The organism is Halorubrum lipolyticum DSM 21995, assembly GCF_000337375.1.
Taxonomy (GTDB): Archaea; Halobacteriota; Halobacteria; order Halobacteriales; family Haloferacaceae; genus Halorubrum; species Halorubrum lipolyticum.
In genome coordinates this window covers 14988-37766 of record NZ_AOJG01000034.1, presented here as the reverse complement: position 1 = coordinate 37766, position 22779 = coordinate 14988, and the positions used below count along the sequence as shown (strand labels likewise).

22 protein-coding genes are annotated in these 22779 nt (G+C 70.5%); 9 read left to right on the top strand and 13 right to left on the bottom strand.

From position 1 onward, the window contains the following. Window positions 1-4 precede the first annotated feature (4 nt). Window positions 5-1921, bottom strand: coding sequence for a methyl-accepting chemotaxis protein (locus C469_RS12570; RefSeq protein WP_008007138.1), 1917 nt, complete (start codon window positions 1919-1921; stop codon window positions 5-7). 324 nt (window positions 1922-2245) lie between these two features. Here C469_RS12570 and C469_RS12565 point away from each other — a divergent pair, with 324 nt between their 5' ends. Next, the gene (locus tag C469_RS12565) at window positions 2246-2521 is read left to right on the top strand and encodes a hypothetical protein (RefSeq protein WP_008007135.1); all 276 of its coding nucleotides are present in this window, start codon (window positions 2246-2248) and stop codon (window positions 2519-2521) included. 57 nt (window positions 2522-2578) lie between these two features. Beyond that, entirely contained in the window at window positions 2579-3868 is a 1290-nt protein-coding gene (locus tag C469_RS12560) for a DNA double-strand break repair nuclease NurA (RefSeq protein WP_008007133.1), read from the top strand. Window positions 3869-3900: 32 nt separating this feature from the next. On the opposite strand, the gene C469_RS12555 is transcribed toward C469_RS12560, so the two are convergent. From C469_RS12555 to C469_RS12545, 3 genes are all read right to left on the bottom strand, one after another. After that, window positions 3901-4632 carry a CPBP family intramembrane glutamic endopeptidase gene (locus C469_RS12555; RefSeq protein ID WP_008007130.1) on the bottom strand — a complete coding sequence of 244 codons (732 nt, stop codon included), beginning with the start codon at window positions 4630-4632 and terminating at the stop codon, window positions 3901-3903. Window positions 4633-4707: 75 nt separating this feature from the next. Further along, complete coding sequence (locus tag C469_RS12550; protein ID WP_008007127.1) at window positions 4708-6000, bottom strand: hypothetical protein; 1293 nt, start codon at window positions 5998-6000, stop codon at window positions 4708-4710. 73 nt (window positions 6001-6073) lie between these two features. Further along, window positions 6074-6985 (bottom strand): acyltransferase, encoded by a 912-nt coding sequence (locus tag C469_RS12545; RefSeq protein ID WP_008007126.1) that lies wholly within the window; start codon window positions 6983-6985, stop codon window positions 6074-6076. A 178-nt stretch (window positions 6986-7163) separates the two neighbouring features. On the opposite strand from C469_RS12545, the gene fmdA reads away from it, so the two are divergent. From fmdA to C469_RS12530, 3 genes are all read left to right on the top strand, one after another. Further along, window positions 7164-8435, top strand: coding sequence for a formamidase (gene fmdA / locus C469_RS12540; RefSeq protein WP_049911412.1), 1272 nt, complete (start codon window positions 7164-7166; stop codon window positions 8433-8435). Window positions 8436-8511: 76 nt separating this feature from the next. After that, on the top strand, window positions 8512-10239 hold the full coding sequence (locus C469_RS12535; protein ID WP_008007122.1) for a TCP-1/cpn60 chaperonin family protein: 1728 nt from the start codon (window positions 8512-8514) through the stop codon (window positions 10237-10239). Window positions 10240-10342: 103 nt separating this feature from the next. Beyond that, the gene (locus C469_RS12530) at window positions 10343-11416 is read left to right on the top strand and encodes an aldo/keto reductase (RefSeq protein WP_008007120.1); all 1074 of its coding nucleotides are present in this window, start codon (window positions 10343-10345) and stop codon (window positions 11414-11416) included. 285 nt (window positions 11417-11701) lie between these two features. Here the strand turns inward: C469_RS12530 and C469_RS12525 are convergent, their stop codons facing one another. From C469_RS12525 to C469_RS12510, 4 genes are all read right to left on the bottom strand, one after another. After that, window positions 11702-12643, bottom strand: a complete 942-nt coding sequence (locus C469_RS12525; RefSeq protein ID WP_008007119.1) for an LLM class oxidoreductase — start codon at window positions 12641-12643, stop codon at window positions 11702-11704. Further along, window positions 12640-13974 (bottom strand): MFS transporter, encoded by a 1335-nt coding sequence (locus C469_RS12520; protein WP_008007117.1) that lies wholly within the window; start codon window positions 13972-13974, stop codon window positions 12640-12642. The genes C469_RS12525 and C469_RS12520 overlap by 4 nt, the downstream gene beginning before the upstream one ends. Window positions 13975-14013: 39 nt before the next feature. After that, on the bottom strand, window positions 14014-14988 hold the full coding sequence (locus C469_RS12515) for a DUF7260 family protein (RefSeq protein WP_008007115.1): 975 nt from the start codon (window positions 14986-14988) through the stop codon (window positions 14014-14016). Between the two features lie 132 nt (window positions 14989-15120). Beyond that, window positions 15121-15963, bottom strand: coding sequence for a translation initiation factor eIF-2B (locus C469_RS12510; protein WP_008007113.1), 843 nt, complete (start codon window positions 15961-15963; stop codon window positions 15121-15123). Between the two features lie 91 nt (window positions 15964-16054). Here C469_RS12510 and C469_RS12505 point away from each other — a divergent pair, with 91 nt between their 5' ends. Together C469_RS12505 and dgoD are read left to right on the top strand one after the other, a co-directional pair. After that, window positions 16055-16693, top strand: coding sequence for a bifunctional 4-hydroxy-2-oxoglutarate aldolase/2-dehydro-3-deoxy-phosphogluconate aldolase (locus C469_RS12505; protein ID WP_049911411.1), 639 nt, complete (start codon window positions 16055-16057; stop codon window positions 16691-16693). A gap of 132 nt (window positions 16694-16825) precedes the next feature. Then, window positions 16826-17980, top strand: coding sequence for a galactonate dehydratase (gene dgoD, locus C469_RS12500; protein WP_008007109.1), 1155 nt, complete (start codon window positions 16826-16828; stop codon window positions 17978-17980). 191 nt (window positions 17981-18171) lie between these two features. Here dgoD and C469_RS12495 read toward each other — a convergent pair whose 3' ends face one another. Both C469_RS12495 and C469_RS12490 read right to left on the bottom strand, forming a co-directional pair. Continuing rightward, entirely contained in the window at window positions 18172-18528 is a 357-nt protein-coding gene (locus C469_RS12495; RefSeq protein WP_008007107.1) for an RNA polymerase Rpb4 family protein, read from the bottom strand. Window positions 18529-18534: 6 nt separating this feature from the next. After that, the gene (locus tag C469_RS12490) at window positions 18535-18828 is read right to left on the bottom strand and encodes a 50S ribosomal protein L21e (RefSeq protein WP_008007105.1); all 294 of its coding nucleotides are present in this window, start codon (window positions 18826-18828) and stop codon (window positions 18535-18537) included. Window positions 18829-18998: 170 nt separating this feature from the next. Here C469_RS12490 and mptA point away from each other — a divergent pair, with 170 nt between their 5' ends. Continuing rightward, window positions 18999-19928 (top strand): GTP cyclohydrolase MptA, encoded by a 930-nt coding sequence (mptA, locus tag C469_RS12485; RefSeq protein ID WP_008007103.1) that lies wholly within the window; start codon window positions 18999-19001, stop codon window positions 19926-19928. Window positions 19929-19974: 46 nt separating this feature from the next. On the opposite strand, the gene C469_RS12480 is transcribed toward mptA, so the two are convergent. From C469_RS12480 to trxA, 3 genes are read right to left on the bottom strand one after another with little or no spacing between them, the layout of a single operon-like run. Continuing rightward, complete coding sequence (locus C469_RS12480) at window positions 19975-20547, bottom strand: class I SAM-dependent methyltransferase (protein ID WP_008007101.1); 573 nt, start codon at window positions 20545-20547, stop codon at window positions 19975-19977. Window positions 20548-20592: 45 nt separating this feature from the next. Then, the gene (locus C469_RS12475) at window positions 20593-21732 is read right to left on the bottom strand and encodes an aminotransferase class V-fold PLP-dependent enzyme (protein ID WP_008007100.1); all 1140 of its coding nucleotides are present in this window, start codon (window positions 21730-21732) and stop codon (window positions 20593-20595) included. Then, the gene (gene trxA, locus C469_RS12470) at window positions 21733-22074 is read right to left on the bottom strand and encodes a thioredoxin (protein ID WP_008007097.1); all 342 of its coding nucleotides are present in this window, start codon (window positions 22072-22074) and stop codon (window positions 21733-21735) included. A 135-nt stretch (window positions 22075-22209) separates the two neighbouring features. Between trxA and C469_RS12465 the strand changes: the two genes are divergently transcribed. Beyond that, the gene (locus C469_RS12465) at window positions 22210-22740 is read left to right on the top strand and encodes a DUF5817 domain-containing protein (protein WP_008007095.1); all 531 of its coding nucleotides are present in this window, start codon (window positions 22210-22212) and stop codon (window positions 22738-22740) included. The last annotated feature ends 39 nt before the right edge of the window (window positions 22741-22779 follow it).

The following is a 22779-nucleotide window of genomic DNA, read 5'->3' as shown; positions in this document are numbered from 1 at the left end:
TCCGTCAGTTCACCCGTCCGCCGTCGCCCACGGCGACGTTGCGCGCCCCCGCCGCCGACGGGTCGTCGGGCGACCGCTCACCGACCTCGAAGTTCCGGAGCAGCGCCCGGAGCCGCTCGGCCTGCTCAGCGAGCGAGCCCGCCTCGGCGGTCGCCTGCGACATCGCGGCGAGCTGCTCGTCGGCCGCGTCGCTGACCTCGTCCGCCTCGCCGGCGGTCGACCGGCTGATCCCCGCGACCTCCTCGACCATCGACACGGTCTCCTCGGTGCTGGCGGCCTGATCGTCGGTCGCCTTGCTGATCTCGCGGATCCCGTCGTCGGTCTCGCCCGCGTTGGCCGCCACTTCGGCGAACGCGTCGGCGGCGTCGCCGACGGCGTCGGCGCCCTCCTCCATGTGCTCTTCGGCGGTCCGGACCTCCTCGACCGCCGCCCGCGTCTGCGCCTGCGTGCCGGCGATGAGCTCCTCGATCTCCCCGGCCGCGTCCTGGGTCTCCTCGGCCAGCTGTTTCACCTCGTCGGCGACGACCGCGAACCCGTCGCTCCCGCCGCCGCCGCTGCCGGCCCGTGCCGCCTCGATGTTGGCGTTGAGGGCGAGCAGGTTCGTCTGCTCGGCGATGTCGCCGATGAGGTCGACGATCTCGCCGATGTCCGCCATCCGCTCGTCGAGGACGCGGACCTTCTCCGCCGTCGCGCCGATCGCGTCCTTCGACTCCCGGACGCTGTCGATCGCCTCGCCCGCGGTGTCCTGTCCCTCGTCGGCGATCGAGGCGGTCTCCTGGGCCGCGTCCGCGACGGTCTCCGTCGAGGAGGCGACCTCCTCGATCGTCGCCGAGAGGTTGTTCATCTCGCCGGAGACCTGTTCGAGCATCTCGCGCTGGTCGTCGGCGCCCTCGGCGATCTCGGCGATCGACCGGCTCACGTCCTCGCTGCGCGCCTCGGCCGTGTCCACGCCCGCGACCGTCTTCTCGCTCCCCGCGGACACCTCGCCGGCGAACGACTGCACGTCCCGCATTGTCGCCTCGATGTCGTCCATCATCTCGTTGAACGCGGCGCCGATCTGTTCCATCGCCTCGCTCTCGCTGTCGGCGTCCAACCGGACCGTGAGGTCGCCGTCGGCCGCGCGGTCCATCGTCGCGCTGTAGTCGTCGGCGGTCGTCTCGAGGTGCTGGTTCAGCCACTCGACCTCCTCGCGGCGCTGCTCGACCTCCGCCTTCGCCTCCTCGACGTCCTGGATCTCGGCCTTCTGCTCGGCGACGAGGTCGAGCTGGCGCTGCGCCTCCTCGCGCGACTTCTCGATGGAGTACCAGTTGACCATCAGCGCCAGCGCCAGCGCCGTGATGAACGCCGCGTGGATCCCGCCCCAGACGATCGGATTGGCGATCGCGGCCGGGTGGTTGTAGACGAGACTGGAGTCGACGAGGCTGAACGCGCCGTGACCGATCGCGACGTACAGCATGCCGACGGCGAACGGCAGCCAGTCCTCGTACAGGGCGAGGACGGCGATGAACACGAAGAAGTGGAGGTGCGCCTCGATGTAGCCGCCGGAGAACTTCACCAGCGCCATCGACACCGTCATCGCGCTGAACGCCGCGAGCACCGTCCGCTGGCGGCGACCGAGCCGGGACACGTTCGCTAGCGCCGCGGTGCCGAGGATGACGGCGCCGAACCCGCCGAGCATCCACATCGGCGTCACGGGGATCTCCGCGCCGGTGATCGACTCGGTCCCGCTGTACAGTCCCAGCGCGATCAGAAACGGGACCTGCACCGCGATCGCGATCAGGATGTTCCGGTGGCGCGGCCGCCACATCTCCTCCGGCATCGTCGTCCCGTCCGGAATGTACCGGACGATCTCGCGGAGCGTGTGCGCCACTCCGGACGGCCCGGACGCGTCTATCGCCGACCCGGTCGCTGATTCGGTCATGATCGAACCTTGTCGCACCATTTAAAAGAATATCCCCTCCGAATATTACCCCTGATACTGTTGATCGTCGCTCGAGCGGCCCGCTACCGTCAGATGAGCGGTTCCGCAACGGAGAGCCGCGCGCAATCGCGTCGATCTCCCGGTAATAGCTCCGTAACGGGACGAAGACGGCTCGAAACGAGCGAAGACGGCCTCCTACGGAACGACAAGCCGGCCGCGGTCGCGAGCCGGACATCGGTGAAAGCCGTACAGTCACAGAAAAAGTACATTCTCAATATTGTGAAAATATCTTATATACCATCGCGGAGTACTCGGGTTAAGGTGATGATAACCGCCGTAATTCCGAAGGCGATACGCGAGTCGGACACGGACCTACTCGACCAGCTCACCGGGCTCACCGGGCTCGGATGGACCGCGTCGGTACTGGGGTATCTGAGCACCGTGATCGGCTACGGGAACGGCCTGATCAGCCGGCTCGTCGCCGAGCCGCAGTCGCTCCTGTACGTCGGCGGCAGCTTCTTTCTCCTCACGCTCGGACTCGACCGACTGCAGAGCAAAATCGTGGCCGAACGCGGCAGTGAGGACGGCGGGGAGGAGTAGCGCTCGACGCCCTCCCGAGCCGACGCGTTTTATATCCCTCCGAACCGCGGTACGGGCGTGACGCTCGATCCGATCCACGTCGAGAACATCGCGCGGCTCGCGTACGGCATCGCGGGCGACGTGGACACGACCGATCACGACGACCTCGCGGAGGGGGTGTGGCGCGAGTGGCTCCCCGAGCTCCGCCGCGACGGGCGAGTCGTGATCGAGCCCGTCGACGCGCACGAGCGCCGGCGGGCCCCCATCGACGACGCCGCCCTCACCGACCGCCCGTTCGAGACCGTTCACGGGCTCGACTCCGGCACGATCAACCCGACAACATTTAAAAACGGACTCGTCGTCGACGTGGCTCACGCCGCGATGGCGAGCGCGCCGACGGACCTGGACCTCCACCGCGACCGGACGATCGTCGCGACCGTCCACGCCGGCGACTCGACCGCTGATTTCGACGACGAGTGGCGCGAGCGCGACGACGGCCACACCCGCCAGCGCGTGCTCCACGCCCCCCGAGTGAACCGGTACGCCGAGGGGGTCGTCCACGCGCTCGCCTTATACCTCGCCGAGGGGACCCACGCGCTCGACCACGCCGACGAGGTCGACGACCTGCTCGTGTTGGACGGCCCGATCTACCCGAAGGAGCTGTTCACGTGGGACGACCGCAACCCCGAGCTCGGCGCGCTCGCCCGCGAGGCGAAGCCCCGCGCCGTCGTCGAGAAGTACGTCCGGCTCGTCGAGCGGTTCGTCGAGCGCGACGTGCCGCTGGCCGGCTTCGTGAAGAACCCCTCCAGCGGGACGGTCGTCCGCGCGCTGGCCCGGAAGGGCGTCGAGCCGCCGTGGCCCGACGACACGGCGCTTTTCACCCGGCTCCTCGAACGGCGCGAGGGCGGCGGGGGAGGCGCCTTCGCCGGCGAAGGCGACGCCCGCGGCGGTCGAGGCGACCGCGTCGACGACGAGCTCACCTTCACCACGTGGTTCCGGAGTCGGGGCGGCGCCGACGCGACGATGGCCGCCGACGGCGACGCGCTCGGGATCGAGCGCGAACTCGACCCGGAGCTGTACGAACCGGCGTTCATGGTCGTGTACGACCCCCGGACCGACGTGACCTACAAGCTGGAGGCGCCGTACGCGTTCGCCCGCGACGAAGGGGTCCGCGAGCGGCTCACCCGGCAGGTCCTCGCCGACGTGGCGACCACGCGCGGGCCGCCGGAGGCGGTCGGGAAGGCCGACGAGCTGGCGCGGATCTCGGCGACGGAGAAGGCGGCGCTCCGCCGGAAGTTCGAGGAGCGCTTCGACAGCGACCAGCAGGCGACCTACGACGACCGGCGGTGGGGGAAGGAGCCGTATTAGTCCGGGTGAACTCCGCCCCGCTCAGCGAGCGGTCACAGTACGCCCCACAGGAGCCCTGCGAAGATGATCGCGTTGTACAGCCCGTGCGCGAACCCCGGAACCAGCACGTTCTCGGTTTTCTCGTAGAGGACGCCGAGGATCGCACCGAGGATCACCGTCACGCCCATGTACGCGGCCTGTTCGACGGCGGTCCCCTCGACGCTCCCGTGGAGTATTCCGAACATGAGGGCCGCGATGAGGATCGCCGGTGCGGCGTCGAACGAGCGCCGGAGCCCACCTTGGACGACGCCGCGGAGCAGCAGCTCTTCGGCCGGCCCCACGACGAACAGCGAGACGGCGATCATCGCGGCGTAGTAGACCACCGGGTCGCCGGCGGCCATCGTCGCCGGGTTCTCTCCGGTCCGGAATCCGAACTCGCGGAGCGTGAGGAGGAGTCCGATCTGGAGCCCGTAGAGGACGATCGCGGACCCCACGATGAGCCCGAGTTCGCGGAGCGACGGGATCGAGGCCGAAACCAGATCCCGTTGGTCGGTGATCAAGAGGTAGCCGACCACGGCCGGGAGGAAGCCGACGAAGCTGGCGACGAACTGGAGGATCGCGAACGCGTTCGTGTCGGGCGCGACGACGCCGACGCCGACCGCGGCCGAGGTGGCCAGCTGGGCGATCAGGCTGGAGACGACGAGGGCGAAAACGAGCGCGAACACGGCGCTGGCGGCGTGGACCAGTCGATCGACCGGCAGCGAGACCGGGAGGTCGTCTGTCATCGACGGTCGTTGGGCGCACGGCGTGTTAGTCGCTCCGGAAGCTCGCGGCCCGGGAATCGGATCGACCGGTCGCGGCTAGGATCCGTCGATCCGCAGTTCGCGCTTGTCGGCCACGGCGTCGGCCTCCGGGAAGTCGCCGCCGCCGAGCAGCCCCCGAGCCGCCTTCTTCCCCCACTCGACCGCGGGCTGCGTGAACGTCGAGACGCTCGCGAGCTCGCCGTACAGCACGCAGGCGGCCTCCATCGCGTACAGCAGCTCGCCGAGGCCGCGCTCGTCGACGCGGTCGATCTCGACGCGCAGGTTCGGCACGTCGGCGGCCGCGAGGCTCGCCTCGGTCGCCTCGAACTCGGCGTCGAGCAGGTCACCGAGCGACGAACCGCCGAGGTACGCCAGCCCGTCGAGGTCGGTCTCCGGAATTTCGGTCTCGGCGCGCTCCGTCGGCCGGATCAGCGAGACGAGCTTGTCCGGCGGGCCGGCGCGGTACAGTTGGAGTTGGGAGTGCTGGTCGGTCGCGCCGAGCGCCCGCGCGGGGGTCTGCCCGAGCCCGTCCTTCCCGAGACTCTCGGCCCACAGCTGGGCGAACCACTCGGCGAACGTCTCCAGCGACTCCGCGTAGGGCATCACGGCGTTGGTGAGCGCGCCGCGCTCCGCGAGCGCGTACGTCGCCGCGCCGTAGGCGTACGCGGGCGACTCGAACAGCGAGCCCGACAGGTCTTCCATCCCGTCGCGGCCGCCCGCGAGGACGGCCTCGACGTCGTGGCCCTGCAGGGCCGGCACCGCGAGCCCGACCGTCGAGAGCGCGGAGAAGCGCCCGGGTACCCCGTCCGGCACGTCGAGCGCGGGGAGGTCGTGGGCGTCGGCGAGCGCGCGGAGGTTCCCCTCCTCGCCGGTCGTGACGAGGGTGCGCTCGGTCCAGTCGACGCCCGCCTCTTCCATCGCCTCGCGGACGACGAGGAAGTTCGCGAGCGTCTCGGCGGTCGTCCCGGACTTCGAGACGACGTTGACGACGGTCTCGTCCAGCGGGAGGTCGTCGAGGAGCGCGTCGACCGCGTCGGGGTCGACGTTGTCGAGGAAGTACGCGTCCACCTCGCTCTCGAGGGCGTTCGAGATCGTCGCCGCGCCGAGCGCGCTCCCGCCGATACCGACCGTCAGGACCGCCTCGGGGCGCTCGAACCGGTCGGTCGCGTCGCGGATCGCCGCCGGGTCGGCCGTCTCCGGCAGGTTCAGGGCGGCGTAGCCGAACTCGTCGTCGGCCATGCCGGCGGCGATCCGGTCGTGCGCGTCCGCGACGCGCGAGTCGAGTCGTTCCAGGGTCTCCTCCGTGAGTCCCGGTGTCGTCTCCAGGGCGTTGCCGAGGTCGACGTGCATACCGGACGTGGGTGCGACCGGGACTTAAGAATGGGTCTCTGACCGGAGCGCCGACGCCGAAACCGCGCCCGGCTCACCGCGGCGGGCTCGGCGGCCGCAGGTCGCGCTGGAACTCGTCGAACTGGTCGAGGTCGTCCGGGAGCTCGTACTCGATCTCGCGTTCGTCCTGGTTGTCGGGGAGCCGACCGTCCTCCAGCTCGTCGGCGGCCTCCTCCCACCCCGGCTTCACGCGGACGCTCCGGGCGGGGGAGCCGACGACGACGTGGTGGTCGGGTACGTCGCCCTGAACAACGGAGCGCGCGCCGACGACGCTGTTCTCGCCGATCCGGCAGCCGGCGCGGACCATGGCGTCGTAGGTGACGCGGGCGTCGTCCTCGACGACCGTGTGGAAGTTCCGGACCTCGGTCTGGTCGACGAGGTCGTGGTCGTGGCTGTAGAGGTGGACGCCGTCCGAGACCGACGCGCGGTCGCCGATCGTCAGCTTCCCGCGGTCGTCGAGATGGACGCCGTCGTGGATCACGACGTTGTCACCGATCTCGATGTTGTGGCCGTAGGTGACGGAGATTCCCTTAAAAAAGCGGCAGTCGTCGCCGCACTCGGCGAACAGGTGGTTGCCGAGCATCTGTCGGAACCGGAGCGCGAACTCGACGTTGTCGGCCATCGGCGTGGCGTCGAACTGGCGCCAGAGCCACTGGAGGTGTTTGGAGCGCTGGAACTTCTCCTCGTCCTTCTCGGCGTAGTACTCCGACTCCAGCGTGGCGTTGCACGGGTCGTACCCCTGCAGCCGGACCCGCTCGGCCTTCGACACCGACTCGCCGTCCTGCCACGCCTCCCAGCGCTCGCGGTCGCCGTGGAGATCGATCAGCGTGTCTCGGACGACCTCGCAGGTGTCCTCCGCCGAGGAGAGGCGCTCGTCCACCTCGTCGATAAACCCTCGGACCCCGGCCTCCGCACCGTCGGGCAGGGAGACGTGTCGCTTTGTCATCGTCGCTCCTTCGTCGCCGTCCCTCAAAGGGATTCGGTTGTGCGACGTGTGCGCACCGACCGCTCGCCTCGACGCCGTCGAACGGGGTCGAACCCCGTCTGCGCTCATGTTGTCTCAAAATACTTATTGTTTCAGCAACACTCTTGTTTCAGTTCTTTGTATTGTTCCGTGGTACCATATGCCAGAAGTGAAATTCGAGGTCGACGTCGACAGTCCGCCGGACGAGCAGCCGACGGCCAAGCCGTTCAACCGGTGGCACCCGGACATTCCGGCCGTCGTGGAGGCGGAGCCCGGCGAGACGATCCGGCTCGAAGCGTTGGACTGGACCGGCGGACAGATCACGGACAACGACGACCCGAACGAGGTCAGAGACGTGGACCTCACGCAGGTCCACTACCTCGCCGGTCCCGTTCGCGTCGAGGGAGCGGAGCCCGGCGACCTGTTGAAAGTCGAGTTCCACGACATGGGGCCGCTGAACGACCGGTCCGAGTTCGGCTTCACCGGGACCTTCTCCCAGCAGAACGGGGGCGGGTTCCTCACCGACCACTTCCCCGACGCCGCGAAGTCGATCTGGGAGATCGACGGGTACACGGTCTCCTCTCGGCACGTCCCCGACGTTCGGTACGAGGGGAAGATCCACCCCGGGCTCGCGGGGTGCGCGCCGAGCCAAGAGCTGTTGGAGGAGTGGAACGAGCGGGAACAGGAGCTGATCGACAAACACGCGGAAGACCCGAGCTCGATCCCGAACCACCCGACCGGGGAGGCGGAGCCGGGCGTCGCGAACCCGCCGACCACGGAGGGCGCGCAGATGGGCGAGATGGATCCGGACGAGGCGGAGGAGGCCGCCGAGGAGGCCGCCAGAACCGTCCCGCCGCGCGAGCACGGCGGGAACCACGACATCAAGGACCTCTCCATCGGCTCGACGGTGTACTTCCCCGTCTACGTCGAGGGGGCGAACTTCGCGCTCGGCGACTTCCACGCCTCGCAGGGCGACGGCGAGATCACCTTCTGCGGCGCGATCGAGATGGCGGGCTACGCGGACGTGGAGTTCGACCTGATCAAGAACGGCATGGAGGAGCACGGCGTCGACCACCCGATCTTCGAGCCCGGACACCGCGGCCCCAACTTCGAGGACTACATCACGTTCTGCGGCTACTCCGTGACCGAGGACGGCGAGCAGCGTTACATCGACTCGCACACCGCCTACCGCCGGGCGTGTCTGCAGGCGATCGACTACCTCAAGAAGTTCGGCTACACCGGCCAACAGGCGCTTCACATCCTCGGGACCGTCCCCGCGGAGGGGCGCCAGAGCGGCGTCGTCGACGTGCCGAACGCGTGCTCGACGCTGGCGGTCCCGAAGGGCGTCTTCGAGTTCGACATCTCCCCCGGAAACCTGGACAACCGGGCCGACCGCGGCGACCTCGTCGTCACCGACGACCCGCTCGGGTGACCGATCGGGCCGACCGACCCGTCGAGATCGATTCCGAGAGGCGCGCCGCGCTGCGATCGACGCGACACGATACCATATGGCATTCACGACCGAAGCGACCGAGGAATCGAGTACCGAACGAGGAGCCGACGATCTTCTCGGACCGGGGAGGGCGATCGCGGCGACGCTCCGGGGCACGCTCGGCCCCAACGGGCTGGACAAGATGGTGATCGACCGGAGCGGAAGCGTCGTCGTGACGAACACCGGCGCGACCGTCCTCGACGGACTGGAGATCGACGCTCCGATCGGTCGCGTGATCCGGGACGCGATCCGGACGCACGCGCGGCACGTCGGCGACGGGACCACCACGACGGCGCTGCTCGTCGGCGAACTCCTCGACGCGGCCGACGGGCTCGTCGAGCGGGGGCTCCACCCGACCTCGGTCGTGGACGGGTACGCCAGCGCGATGTCGCACGCCCGCGACGCGCTCGACGAACTCACCGTGCCGGTCGATCCGGGCGACGAGCGGGTCCGCGAGGTCGCGTCGACGGCGGTCACCGGGCGCTGGGACGCGGCGTCGGCCCGGCGGTTCGCCGACATCACCGTCGACGCGCTGCGCTCGGTCGATTTCGACGCCGCCCGGCTCACGCTTCACGCGTACCCCGGCGGCGAGCTGGCCGACTCCGAGCGGGTGACCGGGATCCTCGTCGACCTCGACGGGTCGTCGACGACGGTCGACGGGTTCGGGACCGACGGCCGCCGAACGCTCGCGGACCCGACCGTCGCGCTCGTCGACGGCGAGGTGACGACTCCCACCGCCGAGGCGTCGGGGACCGTGACGGTCCGGAGTCCCGACGACCTCGCGGCCGTCAGGGAGCACGAACGGGCGGCCGAGAGCGAGCTGGTCCGGTCGATCGCGGACCGCGACGTCGACGTGCTCGTGTGTCAGAAGTCGATCAACGACGCGGCGAAGACCGAGCTCGCGCGCGCCGGCGTGCTCCCGGTCGAGCGAACGAGGCGCGACGAGTTCGACGCGATCGCCCGCGCCGCGGACGCGACCCCGGTGACCGCGGTCGCCGACCTCGAGCGCGACGAGCTCGGAAGGGCCGGATCGGTTCGCCGTCGATCGGTCGGCGGCGGCACCGTGGTCGAGCTCTCGGGGCTCCCGGGCGAGTCGCACGAGTCGCTGCTCCTGCGCGGCGGAACGCCGCACGTCGCCGAGGAGACCAAACGGATCGTCGAGGACTGCCTCGCGGTCGCGCGCCACGCCGCCAGCGGGGGCGGCGTCGTTCCGGGCGGCGGCGCCGGCATGACGGCCGTCTTCCGCGCCGTGGCCGACCGCGCGTCGAGCGTCGACGACCGCTCGGCGCTCGCGCTCGACGCGTTCGCGGAGGCGGTGACGGTGATCCCGCGGGCCCTCGCGAGGAACGCCGGCGCGGACCCGATCGACGCGCTGGTCGCGCTCCGCAACCGCCACCACGACGGGGAGACGGCGGCCGGCGTCGCCCGCTCCGGCGCGGTCCGCGACATGTTCGACGCGGGCGTCGTCGAACCGGTCGCGGTCCCCGCGCGCTGTCTCGAGACCGCGGTCCGGACCGCGGGGCTCGTGTTGCGCGTCGACGAGACGCTGGACGCGAAGCCGATCGACGGATCCGGCGCCGACGGCGACGGTCACCGCGGGACCGGTCACTCCGGGGGCGACGGTCACGGCCACGCTCACGGCGACGGCCACGGCCACGGCGACGGTCACGCTCACGCCCACGGCGACGGGCGCGGAAGCGGCGGCGGCCGCGACGGCGGCTACCCGTGGGCGCTGAGCCACTGACCGGGGCGCTCCGCGCTCGCCGTCGATCTTATAAATTCCGGTCTCGGTCCCACCGCGTGGTGGAGACCGCACTCGCTAAGTGTCCCGATCCCCAATTCGGGGTATGCAGCACCGCGAACTCGGGAACTCCGGCGTCGAGGTCTCTGAGATCGGCTTCGGCGCGTGGGTCGTCGGCACCGACTGGTGGGGCGACCGCTCGGACGAACAGGCGGTCGGGATGGTCGAGGACGCGCTCGACGCGGGCGTCACCTACGTCGACACCGGCGACGTGTACGGCCACGGCGACAGCGAGGAGATCATCGGCCGCGCGATCGCCGGCCGGCGCGACGAAGTGACGCTCGCGACGAAGATCGGGTACGACTTTTATAACAACCCGCAGGCGGGCCACGGCGAGCTCCCGAAGGAGCTCGACCGCGAGTACCTCGAGACCGCGTTCGAGCGCTCGCTCGACCGGCTCGACACCGACTACGTCGACCTGCTCCAGCTCCACAACGCGAACGTCGACGACGTCACGCCCGAGGTCCGCGACCTCCTCCGCGAGTGGAAGGCCGACGGGCGCGTCCGCGCGCTCGGCTGGGCGCTCGGCCCCTCGATCGGCTGGCTCGCCGAGGGCGACGCCGCCGTCGAGTACGAGGAGTTCGACGCGGTCCAGACCGTCTTCAACCTCTTCGAGCAGGAGCCCGGGCGCCACTTCGTCGACACCATCCGCGAGACGGGCTCGGACACCTCGGTCATCGCCCGCGTCCCGCACTCCTCCGGGCTGCTCAACGAGCAGGTGACGCCCGACACCGTCCTCGAGGACGGCGACCACCGCTCGCACCGCCCGAAGGAGTGGTACGAGACCGGCTGGGAGAAGGTGGAGGCGATCCGCTTCCTCGAAGAACCCGACCACGGCGAGGGCACCCGCACGATGGCGCAGGCGGCGATCCGCTGGCTGCTCGCGCACGACGAGGTCGCCTCCGTCACGCCGACCTTCCGCGACGGCGACGACATCGCCGCGTGGAGCGCGGCGAGCGACGTACCGCCGCTCTCCGAGGCCGAGTACGACCGCGTCGACGAGCTGTACGCGCGCAACTTCGATATCGACCGCGACGACGGGATGGACGTTCTCCGGACCTCCGTCGACGGCGAGGACATCGAGGCCGCCGGCCTCGACAAGCGCGCCGCGTCGTACTGACGGGTCGACCCGCCCGTTTCTCGTCGAGACCGCCGGACTGCGGAGACTTCTCGAGACTCGGATACACTTTCACCGCGACCCGACACACGGCGCTCTCCGTCCGCAGCCGGGTCCGGGGGAAGCGAGAGCGCCGTCGCTCGGGATTTCGGAAGTGGTGGCTCGGTGGAAAACCCTCGTCACAAGGGGCTCAGTGGGGGTAACACGTCGTCATGGCCACCGTCTGCAGCGTGGCCGTCGTCGGGTATAAACCTCCCGCGATGGAGCGGACGGCGTCCGACTCCGGACTCAAAACTCCCCGCTCACCTCCTCCGCGAACGTCTCCATCGCCGCCTCGGGGTCGTCATCGCGCAGTCCGACGACGACGTGGTCGACGCCGAACTCGTCGAGCCGCCGGAAGTAGTCGCGGAACCACTCGGCTCCGGCGCGGTAGCCGAGGTGGCGGTGCTCGGGTTCCGCGGTCGGGTCGTCGGCGAACTCGACGCCGACGGCGATGGCGAACGGCTTCCCGCCCGCCAGCTCGCGCCACTCCGAGACGTAGCTCCGGAGCGTCTCGTCCGGGAGGTGGTAGAACAGCCAGCCGTCCCCGCGCTCGGCGATCCACTCGGTCGACTGCCGCGCGTTGCCCGTCGGCAGCACCGGGAGCGTCTCGGTCGTCGGCTTCGGGAGCACGTCGAGGTCGCCGGCGAGCTCTCCCCACTCGCCGTCGATCTCCGGGAACTCCTCGCGCCAGCACGCGCGCATCGCCGCGATCCGGTCGCGGACCATCTCGCCACGGCGGTCGGGATCGACGCCGAACGCCGGGTACTCGGGGTCGCGGTCGCCGGAGGCGACGCCGAGGACGGCTCGCCCGTCGGAGAGGCGGTCGAGAGTCGCGGCGGACTTCGCGAGGTGGATCGGGTGTCGGAGGGGGAGGACGACGCTCGCCGTGCCGAGCGCGACCTCGTCGGTGTGTGCGGCGACGTGCGAGAGCAGCGCCCACGGGTCGAACGCGCCGCCGGCGTCGCCGAACGCGGGCCAGTAGGTCGGCACGTCCCGCGCCCAGAGCCCGTCGAAGCCGAGGGTCTCGGCGCGCTCCGCGAGCCGGACCTCCTCGGCCGGGTCCGGCGTGCCGCGCCGCTCGCCGGTCAGCGGGAATCCGAGCCCGAGCGTGAGCCCGTCGTCGCCGAACAGGCGCCGGAAGCCGGCGTTGGCGTGGCCCTCGTGCTCTCCCGCGTCGGGATCGGTCATTGCCCCGTCCCCTCGCCGGTCCCGTGCCGCTGATCCGACTGCCGCTCCGATCGGGGCTCCGTCCGTCGCGCGAGCGCGGCGACGATCCCCGCTCCGACGACGACGGTCCCCCCGGCCGCGGCGAACGTGACCGGGTACCCCGACGACGCGAGCCACCCGCCGACGATCCCGCCGAGTCCGCCGCCGACAGCCACGAGGGCGCCGTACGCGCCGAGCGCCTCGCCCCGTATCGCGGGCGGCGCGAGCCGCGTGACGAGCGCCGCCGCCGTCACCGCGATGGCGGCCCACGTCAGGCCGATCACCGCGAAGACGGCGCCGGTCGCGCCGAGCGCCAGGAGGGTCCCACCGCCTGCGACGCCGACGACCGCGACCGTCGGCAGCGCGACACCTCGCCCGAGCAGCGCGCCGGCGTGGACCTCGTACACGCCGTACGCCTCGGCGAGGCGACCGGCGCGACCGTAGGAGACGGCGGCCGCGGCGTTCAGCGCGAAGTACAGCGCGAAGGTCTCGCTCGACCCGTAGCCGACGCCGGCGAGGTACGCGGGAAGCGGCGCGAAGAAGACGCCGAAACCGGTGAAGACGACGAGGACGGCCGCGAAGTAGGTCGCCAGCGCCGGCGAGAAGCGGTCGACGAGCGCCCGGGGGTGGAGCCCCCGCGGGTCGAACCGGGCGAGGGTGAACGGGAAGGCGGCGCCGCGGACGTTGAACCGCGCCGCCTCCCGGACTCGACGGCGGAGCCGAGCGGGACTCGGCTCCGAGGCCGACCCGGAGTCCGGCGGGAGAGACCGCGCGGCCAGCGCGAGGCCGGCGGCGGCGCTCGCGGCGCACACGAACAGGAACGCGCGCTGAGCGGTGATCGCGTCGTACCGCAGCGACACGGCGGCGGTGACGAGGAACCCGAGTCCGAGGCCGGCCGCCCAGCCGATTCCCTGGTACTCGTTCAGTCGAGCGATGACCGCCGTCCACCGGTCCTCGGGCTCGCCGGTGACCGCGAGCAGCGTGAGCACCGGCCCCGCGGCCGCGAACCCGAGCCACAGCGCCGCGTTGGCGGCGATGACGAGGGGAACGCTCTCGAGGGTCGGAATGACGGCCGTCGTGACGGTCGCGACCGCGAGCGCCCCGAGGACGAACGGCCGGCGCTTCCCGGTCCTGTCCGCCAGGTTGCCGAAGACGAGGGCGCCCGGAACGCCGACGAACGACGCCGTCGCGAAGAGCGCGCCGAGGACGGCCGCGCCGCCGCCCAGTTCGACGACGTACAGGGGAACGACGAGCGATGCGCCGCCGAACGCCACGGCCGCGAGACCCCACGCGAACAGCCAGCTTCTGCCCATGGCGTGGTCACGCGGCGGAGACGGATGAAAGCGCGGGGCTCACTCCCCACCGGCGACCCGGCTCGCGACGCGGTCGCGGTCGGCCCGGATCCGCCCGGCGATCTCCGCGACCTGGGCCAGCACGGGGTAGCGGGGCCCGTCGGTCGCCCCGTACAGGTACCCGTGGAACGGACGACGATCTTCCCCGTCGCCGGGAGCCTCGGCGGGGGCCTCGACCGTCATCGGCGGGTCGTCGAGCGCGCGCTGGCGCTCGCCGGCGACCTCGTCGCACTCGGACTCGAGCTCGTCGAGGCGCCCCCAGACGTCGATCGCGGCGTCCGTTCCGGCTCCCCTCACACCGTCGAGGTGTTCGAGGAGTCGTCGGCGGCGACGGTCGATGCGGCTCAGATCGGTCTCGTACCGGGACAGCGCGTCGATCTCCGCGTCGATCGCGTCCGCCAGCGACTCGCGGGCGTCGACCGCTCGCCGGCTTCGCCGCACCAGCGCCGACTTGGCTCCGGTCGAGAGGGTCCCGTTCGAGGCCAGCGCGGCGGTCGTGTCGGGGCCGAGCTCGGCGGCGAGGCTCTCGGGGACCGTCTCGTCGTACTCCTCCCTGTAGTGGGGCAGCGCCATCACCGTGTCTCGGTACGCCACGAGGACGCGCCGGAGACGGACGTCGTCGGCCCCGTTCCCGCCGTTGACGACGGAGGCCGTGCGAACCGCGGTCGCCGGCCCGTCGAGCGACGACGCGGTCGACGAGGCGGGCGCGGGGTCGAGCCCGGAGACGCGGTCCGCGAACTCCTCGAAGGCGTCGCGCTCGTCGAGGACCCGCCGCCGCTCGCCGCGACAGTCGGCCTTGGCGTCCCGGACGTACGCCAGCGCGACGAACGCGACGACCCCGGCGAGGACGACCGCGGTGACGGCGCCGGGTTCGCTCGCGATAGCGGCGAGATCACAGGAGAGGGTAGTACACTCCGTCGCCGCCGGCTCCGCGCTCTGGATCCGGAAGATTCCTGCCCCCTGTCTCGCGCTCATTGTATGCGCTAACACGGCACACGTACAAAGCGCTTGTGGCGGATCTCGGTCCCTGATACGACGGTTTCCGAGATCGGGCGATCGCGGCGGTTCGGCGCGGTCCGAGACGCGGTCTCCCGGCCCGGGGATCGGCTACTCGACGACGCCGTCGTCGGTGATCACGGTGTCGATCATGCCGATCGGGGTCGCGTCGTAGCTCGGGTTCTCGATCGTCACGTCTTCGACGGGCTCGCGCATCACCTCGACGGCGTCGCGGAACTCGTTTTCGAACCGGAACTCCTCGATCTGCTTCGCGCCCGACCCGACCGCGGTCACCGGCACGCCGAGCTCGCGGGCGGTGACGACCACCGGAAACGTCCCGACGCGGTTGTAGTACGTTCCGCCGGTCATACACGTGATCCCGAGGAGGACGCGGTCGCAGTCGCGGAGCGCGTACCCCATCGCGCTGTCGACCACCATCCGGGTGTCGACCCGCGCCATGCCGGCGAGGACGCGGGCCGTCTTCCGGCCGAGAGTGCGCGGGCGCGCCTCCGTGACGTACACCGTCAGGTGAGCGCCGCCGCGGGCCGCGTTCTCGATCGACTCCAGCACCGTCGTCGAGTAGTCGTGGACCAGCAGGGTGTCGCCGTCCTCGATGTGTTCGGCCGCGTTAGCGGCGGCCTCTCCCTTCGCCGTCTCGATGTCGTCGACGACGCGGTCGATGGTCTCTTCGAGCAGCTGTTTGCCGTCCTCGACGCCGGTCGCCTCGCCGACGATGGAGCGTTCCACGTCGCGCATCGCGTTGTGGAGCGCGGCGTGAGAGGGGTTCGACCGCCGCAACACCCCCGCGTTGTGTTCGAGGTCGCGCTCGAACTCGTCGACCGTCCTGTACTCGCGGTCGAGCAGCTCCGCGAGCGACCGCGTCGCCTTCACGGCCACCGCCGACGTGCTGTGGGTCCGCATCGCCCGGATCTCGGCGACCGTCTCGTCGATCATACCCGAAGAGTCGTCGCCCCAATTCAAAGGGGTTCCGGGGATCGGTCGACGATGGTGCGGTATTAACAACGCGGTGGTCGAGGGGTGTATCATGGCATCCACTGACCTGGCGGCCCGTATCGCCGATCGCGGAATCGTCGGCATCGTCCGCGGCTCCTCGGCCGACGCGATCGTCGAGACCGTCGACGCGCTCGTGCGCGGCGGGGTCGACGTCGTCGAGATCACGGCCGACACCGACGGAGTCACCCGACTGCTCAGGGACGTGAGCGACTCGTTCGGCGACGAGGTGCTGCTCGGCGCGGGGACCGTACTGGACCCGGAGACGGCGCAGGCGGTCCTGTCGAACGGGGCGGAGTTCGTCGTCACGCCGACGGTGAACCCCGACGTCATCGAGCTGGCGAACCGCTACGGCGCCCCCTCGTTCCCCGGCGCGTACACGCCGACCGAGGTGGTCCGCGCGTACGAGGCCGGGGCCGACGCCGTGAAGCTCTTTCCCGCGTCCACCGGCGGCGTCGACCACCTCCGAGCCGTCAGCGGACCGCTCGGTCACGTCCCGCTCGTGCCGACGGGCGGCGTCTCCCTGGACAACGCCGAGGCGTACTTCGACGCCGGCGCGACGGCGCTCGGGGTCGGGAGTTCGCTCGTGGACGCGGAGGCCGTCGCCGACGGCGACTTCGAGCGACTGACCGAGAACGCCGAGGCGTTCCGCCGAATCGCCGACCGCCGGTGAGCCGGTGACCCGGACGCAGACCCGGGATGACGGTGATTTTATCAGGTGGTGTCTGGGAGAATCACCCACGTGATCCGTGTCTCCGCCGGGTGCACACTCCGGCGGTCGACTGCGCGGCACGACTGAGTTACCATGACCGAAATCGTCGATTACGATCTGTACGAGGTTCCGCCGCGGTGGCTGTTCCTGCGCATCGAAACGAGCGACGGGACCGTCGGGTGGGGTGAGCCGGTCGTCGAGGGACGCGCCAAGACGGTCCGAAGCGCCGTCGAGGAGCTGCTGGACACCTACCTGCTGGGCGAGGACCCGAGCCGGATCGAGGACCACTGGCAGACGATGTACCGGGGCGGGTTCTACCGGGGCGGCCCGGTCCTGATGTCCGCGATCGCCGGCGTCGATCAAGCGCTGTGGGACATCAAGGGGAAACAGCTCGGCGCGCCCGTGTACGAACTGCTGGGCGGGCGCTGCCGCGACCGGATCCGCGTGTACCAGTGGATCGGCGGCGACCGGCCGACCGACGTCGGCGACGCCGCGGCCGAGATGGTGGACCGCGGGTTCACGGCGCTGAAGATGAACGCCACGTCGGAGCTCCGCCGCGTCGATAATCCGGCGGCCGTTCAGGCCGCGAAAGACAGGCTCGCGGCGGTCCGCGACAGCGTCGGCGACGAGGTCGACATCGGCGTCGACTTCCACGGCCGCGTCTCGAAGCCGATGGCGAAGCGGCTGGCGACCGCGCTGGAGCCGTACGAGCCGATGTTCATCGAAGAGCCCGTCCTGCCGGAACACAACGACGAACTTGGAGACATCGCCCGGCGGACGAGCATCCCCATCGCGACGGGCGAACGGATGTACTCGCGGTGGGACTTCAAGGAGATCTTCGAGGACGGCTCGGTCGACGTGATCCAGCCGGACCTCTCGCACGCGGGCGGGATCACCGAGGTGACGAAGATCGCCGCGATGGCGGAGTCGTACGACGTGGCGCTGGCGCCCCACTGCCCGCTCGGCCCGATCGCGCTCGCCGCGTGCGTGCAGGTCGACGCCGTCTCGCCGAACGCGCTCATCCAGGAGCAGTCGCTGGACATCCACTACAACGAGACGAGCGACGTGCTCGACTACCTCGCCGACCCGACGGTGTTCGAGTACGACGACGGCTACGTCGACCTGCCGACCGGACCCGGACTCGGGATCGAGGTCGACGAGGCGCACGTGAAACGGCAGGCCGAAGAGTCGGTCGACTGGCACAACCCCGTCTGGCGGAACGACGACGGGAGCGTGACGGAGTGGTGACGGCGGACGACTGACGGCGCGGTTTCGACTCCGCCGAACCGGACGAGTCGCGATTGAAACCGCGGTCTCACCCGTGTGGATCCGTGAGCGACGCTATCGGAACCGGTGACTGTCGGAGAATCAGTGACACAGCGAGAGAACCAGTGAGACAGCGGGAGAACCGAACCGGTGCGCCGAAACCGTAACCCGTCTCAGGCGTACTTCGCGACGACGTTGAGCACGTCGTCGAGCTCGTCGCCGTCGAGGGAGTAGCGCTCCTGTGCGAACACCGAGCGCAGTTCGGTGCGGTCCTCGGGCAGGAGGTCCGCGATCTTCACCGCGGTCGGCACGTCGATCTGGTCGAGCTCGGTCAGCTCCTCGACCAGCTCGCGGGACTCCTCGGCGTCGAGGTGGGCGAAGCGGTTGACGTGCTCGATCGCGCGGGCGAGTTCGTAGCGGAGGTCGCGGTCCTCGTCGTCCGCGCGCTCCGCTTCGATGTCCACGAGGATCTCCTTCGCTTCGGAGGTGGTGACGTACTCCTCGTCGATCTTCTCTTTAAATATCGTCATCTCGGTTCAGTTGTGCTGTGCGCTCATGTGGGCGGCGGTGACGATGAGCGTCTTCGTCTTGCCGCCGTCCGGGATCTCGACTTTGAACGCGGCGCCCTGCTTGCCGACCACCGTGCCGGTTCGGCCGTCGAACCGCGGGTGGAAGCGGCCCTTCTGGACGCTCGGGTCGATCTTGAGGTGGACCTGCGACCCCTCGTCGAACTCCTGGATCGCTCGCTGCGGCGGCGACGTGCCGCGGTCGCGAGGTTTGTTCGAGAGCTTGTCGCGGGTCGCCTTCTGGGGCCCATTGGAACTCGGCATGGTCTTGGGCGTCCTTCCGCTGCCGCGGTTATAAATGGTGCGTTACGGCCTTCGACCGAGAGCCGGTACCACACCGACGCCGGCCCCGCCTCCGCACGGGACCCGCAAACAACCCCACGCGACTCCCCCTTTCGAAAGTGCTAATCCCGTGACTCCCTAGCGTACTCGTAATGAGTCACCAGCTGCCGGACGTCCAGGCGTCGGCGCCCGACGTCTCTGTCGGGCTCTCGCAGGTCGGCGTCACCGGCGTCGAGAAGCTCGTCAAGCTCGCGCGGGGCGACAAGCGACCCATCGTCCTCATGGCGGAGTTCGAGGTGTTCGTCGACCTCCCGAGCGGTCGCAAGGGGATCGACATGTCGCGGAACCTCGCGACGGTCGACGAGATCCTCGAGGACATCACCCGCGAGGAGGCGTACCGCGTCGAAGACGTCTGCGGAGACGCCGCGGAGCGGCTCTTGGAGAAGCACGACTACACCACCACCGCCGAGGTGTCGATGTCGGCGGAGCTGGTCACCCGCGAGGACACCCCCGCGTCCGGGATCGAGACGCAGAGCACGGCGACGATCGTCGCCAGCGCCACGGCGACCGAGGAGGGCACCCGCGAGGAGATCGGCGCCGAGGTCACGGGCATGACCGTCTGTCCCTGCTCGCAGGGGATGAGCGAGTCCCGCGCCCGCGACAAGCTCGTCGACCTGGGCGTCGACGAGGAGACGACCGAGGCGTTCTTAGAGGCCGTCCCGCAGCCGGGCCACTCCCAGCGCGGCCACGCCACCCTGACCGTCACCACCGACGGCCACCCCGACATCGACCTCCGCGACCTGATCGACGTCGCCCGCGACTCGATGAGCGCCCGGATCTACAACATGGCGAAGCGGCCGGACGAGGACCACATGACCTACGAGGCCCACGCCGACGCGAAGTTCGTCGAGGACTGCGTCCGCGCGCTCGCCGAGGGCACGATCGAGGAGTTCGACCACCTCCCGGACGACGCCGTGATCCACATGAAGCAGTCGAACGACGAGTCGATCCACCAGCACAACGCCCACGCCGAGCGAGAGGTCACGATGGGCGACCTGCGGGACGAACTGGACGCCGCGTAAACAAAATCGACGACACCCCGTCTCCTCCAGCGAGCGTCGTTCGTCCCTAGGGCGCGCGAGCGACGACGGCGAACGTCTCGGTGCGCTCGGAGGCGGAGAGCACCTCGAACCTCGCCGCCTCCAGCGCCTCGACCGCGTCGCTCGCGGCGAACCGCTCGTCGGCCGGCGGCCCGTGGTCGCCGTCGCCCGCGGCCGACCAGTCGAAGACGGCGAGCCGACCGCCGGACCGGATCACGCGAGCCAGCTCCGCGACGGCGTCGTCGCTCGCGAACTCGTGGTACGTCATGGTCGAGAACGCGGCGTCGAGCTCGCCGTCGTCGAAGGGGAGCGTCGCCACGTCGCTCTCGACGAGGTCGACGTTCTCGGGGACGCCCTTCTCGCGGTAGAACGCGTGCATCTCGGCCTGCACGTCGACGCCGTGGACGCGCTCGACGTGAGCGGCGACGTCGTCGGTGTAGAAGCCGGTGCCGCTCCCGAGGTCGGCGACGACGGCCGCGGCGCGGTCGTCGCGCTCGGCCGTCAGCGCGCCGAGGATCTCCTCGGCGGACACCCAGCGGTACCGGACCCCGGGACGCTCCAGTTGCTCGGCCTTCTCGGCGTCGAACGTGTGAAATCCCATGTGCGGTCTTGTGCGCGAACCACTAAAACGCGTCCGATCGAGGGCTCACCAGTCGGCGGCGAGGGCGTCGACCAACCGGTCGACCTCCGACTCGGTGGAGACGGCGTGGATCGACGCTCGGACCCCGTTCGGATGCGGGAGCGAGCGGACCACGATCCCCTCGTCGGCGAGGCGTTCGACCGTCGCTTCCGGGTCGTCGATGTCGACCGTGACGAGCCCGGACTCGTACTCGCGCGGGCTCAGCAGGCGGTCGTCGGGGACGCCCTCTTTGAACCGGTCCGTGAGCGACGCGATCCGGTCTTCGATCGCCGGGAGCCCGACCGCGTCGATCGCGTCGAGCGCCTCGACGAGCCCGACGTGTGCGGCCGGGGTCGTCGTCCCGACCTCGAAGCGCTTCGCGCCCTCCTTGAACGCGATCTCGTCGGCGTTGGGGTCCTCGACGCTCCGGTAGCCGACCGCGCGCGGCGCCAGCTCGGCCGCGGCCTCGCGGTCGACGTAGAGGAACCCGGCCCCCCACGGACCGAGAACCCACTTGTGGCCCGCCGCCGCCACCGCGTCGGCGCCCCACGCCGACACGTCCATCGCGACCTGTCCGGGCGACTGGACGGCGTCGACGAGCGTGAACGCGCCCGCCTCGTCCGCGATCTCGACGAGGTCGGCGACCGGGAGCCGCGTCCCGTGAGTCCACGTGATCGCGCTGAAGCAGACGAGCCGCGCGTCCGCCACGGCCTCGGCGTACGCCTCGCGGTCCACCCTGCCGTCCTCGGTCTCGAGGACGCGCACCTCGACGCCCTCGCGTTCGAGCCGCTTCCACGGGAGGACGCCCGCCGGATGCTCCAAGTCGGTCCGAACGACCACGTCGCCGGGCTCCCAGTCGATCGCGCCCGCGACCCGGGTGATCCCGTCGGTCGTGCTCTCGGTCAGGGCGATCTCCTCGGGCTCGGCGCCGACGAACTCGGCGACGCGCTCGCGGACCGTCTCGTACGTCCCGAAGGCGCGGCCGTACGGGTCCGTCGTCGCCGAGCCGTACTCGTGGTCGGCGAGGTAGTCGGACGCGGCCTCGACGACGTACTCGGGGCTCGGGCCGTGCGCTCCGAAGTTGAAGTACGCGGCCTCGCCGAGCGCCGGCACGTCTGCGCGCAGCTCGCGCGGGGTCATCTCGTGAGCGGCCTCGGACACCGTCATTCAGGCGGTGTGCTCCTCGACCGCGCCGGCGAGCGCCGCCTCCGTCTGCGCGCCGACCATCCGCTCCGCGAGTTCGCCGCCGGCGAACACGAGCAGCGTCGGGATGCCCTGCACGCCGTACTCGCCGGCCAGCCCCTGATGCCGGTCGACGTCGACCTTCAGGACGGCCGCGTCGGTGTCGCTCGCGACCGCCTCGACGGCCGGCTCCATCATCTGACACGGACCGCACCAGTCCGCGTAGAAGTCGACGAGGACCACGTCGTGGTCGGCGACGTAGTCGTCGAACTCGTCGGGGTCGGCCAGCTGAATCGGTTCCGTGGGGACGGCGTCGGTTGAGCTCATCACTTCGTCCGACGCGCTCCACGCGGATAATGGTTTTGGATGAAAGACACAATACCGCGTGGCGCATCAAAGCGAGCCCCGATCGATCCGAGGCGGGTCCGAGGGTTCAAATCCGGGGCCGACGAACCGCGCGGCATGTACGCGGTCGTCGGCTGCAACGAGTGCGCGGCGATGTGGCTCCTCACGGACCCGCGGACGAGCGACAGCGCGCGGTGTCCCCGCTGCGGGAAGACGCACCGGACGGCGAAGCTCAAGCGGTTCTTCGAGTCGGAGGACCGCGACGCGGCCCGCGAGGCCCGGGCCGCGCTGCTCGCGAAGAAGCGCGACGAGAGCGCGGCGTTCGCCGAGATCGACCACGTCTCGGAGCTCGAACGCGCCGTCGACGAGGCGGGGATCGACGACCGCGAGTACCTCGAGTCGTCCGGGATCGACGCCGACGCCGTCGACGAGGCCGGCGCCCGCGCCGAGGGCGGCGGGTCGGGCTCGCGGAGCCGGACCGAGATCGTCCGCGACGCGGTCGCGGCGGTCGACGACCCCACCGAAGCGAACGTCGTGGCGCACGCGAGCGAGCGCGGCGTCCCGGCCGAGACGGCCCGAGAGATCCTGACGCGGCTCGCGCGCCGCGGGGAGCTCTCCGAGTCGGGCGGGCGCTACCGGGCGCTCTGAGGAGTCGACCCGAGGGGTGGTTCCCCCGCCGATCCGTCG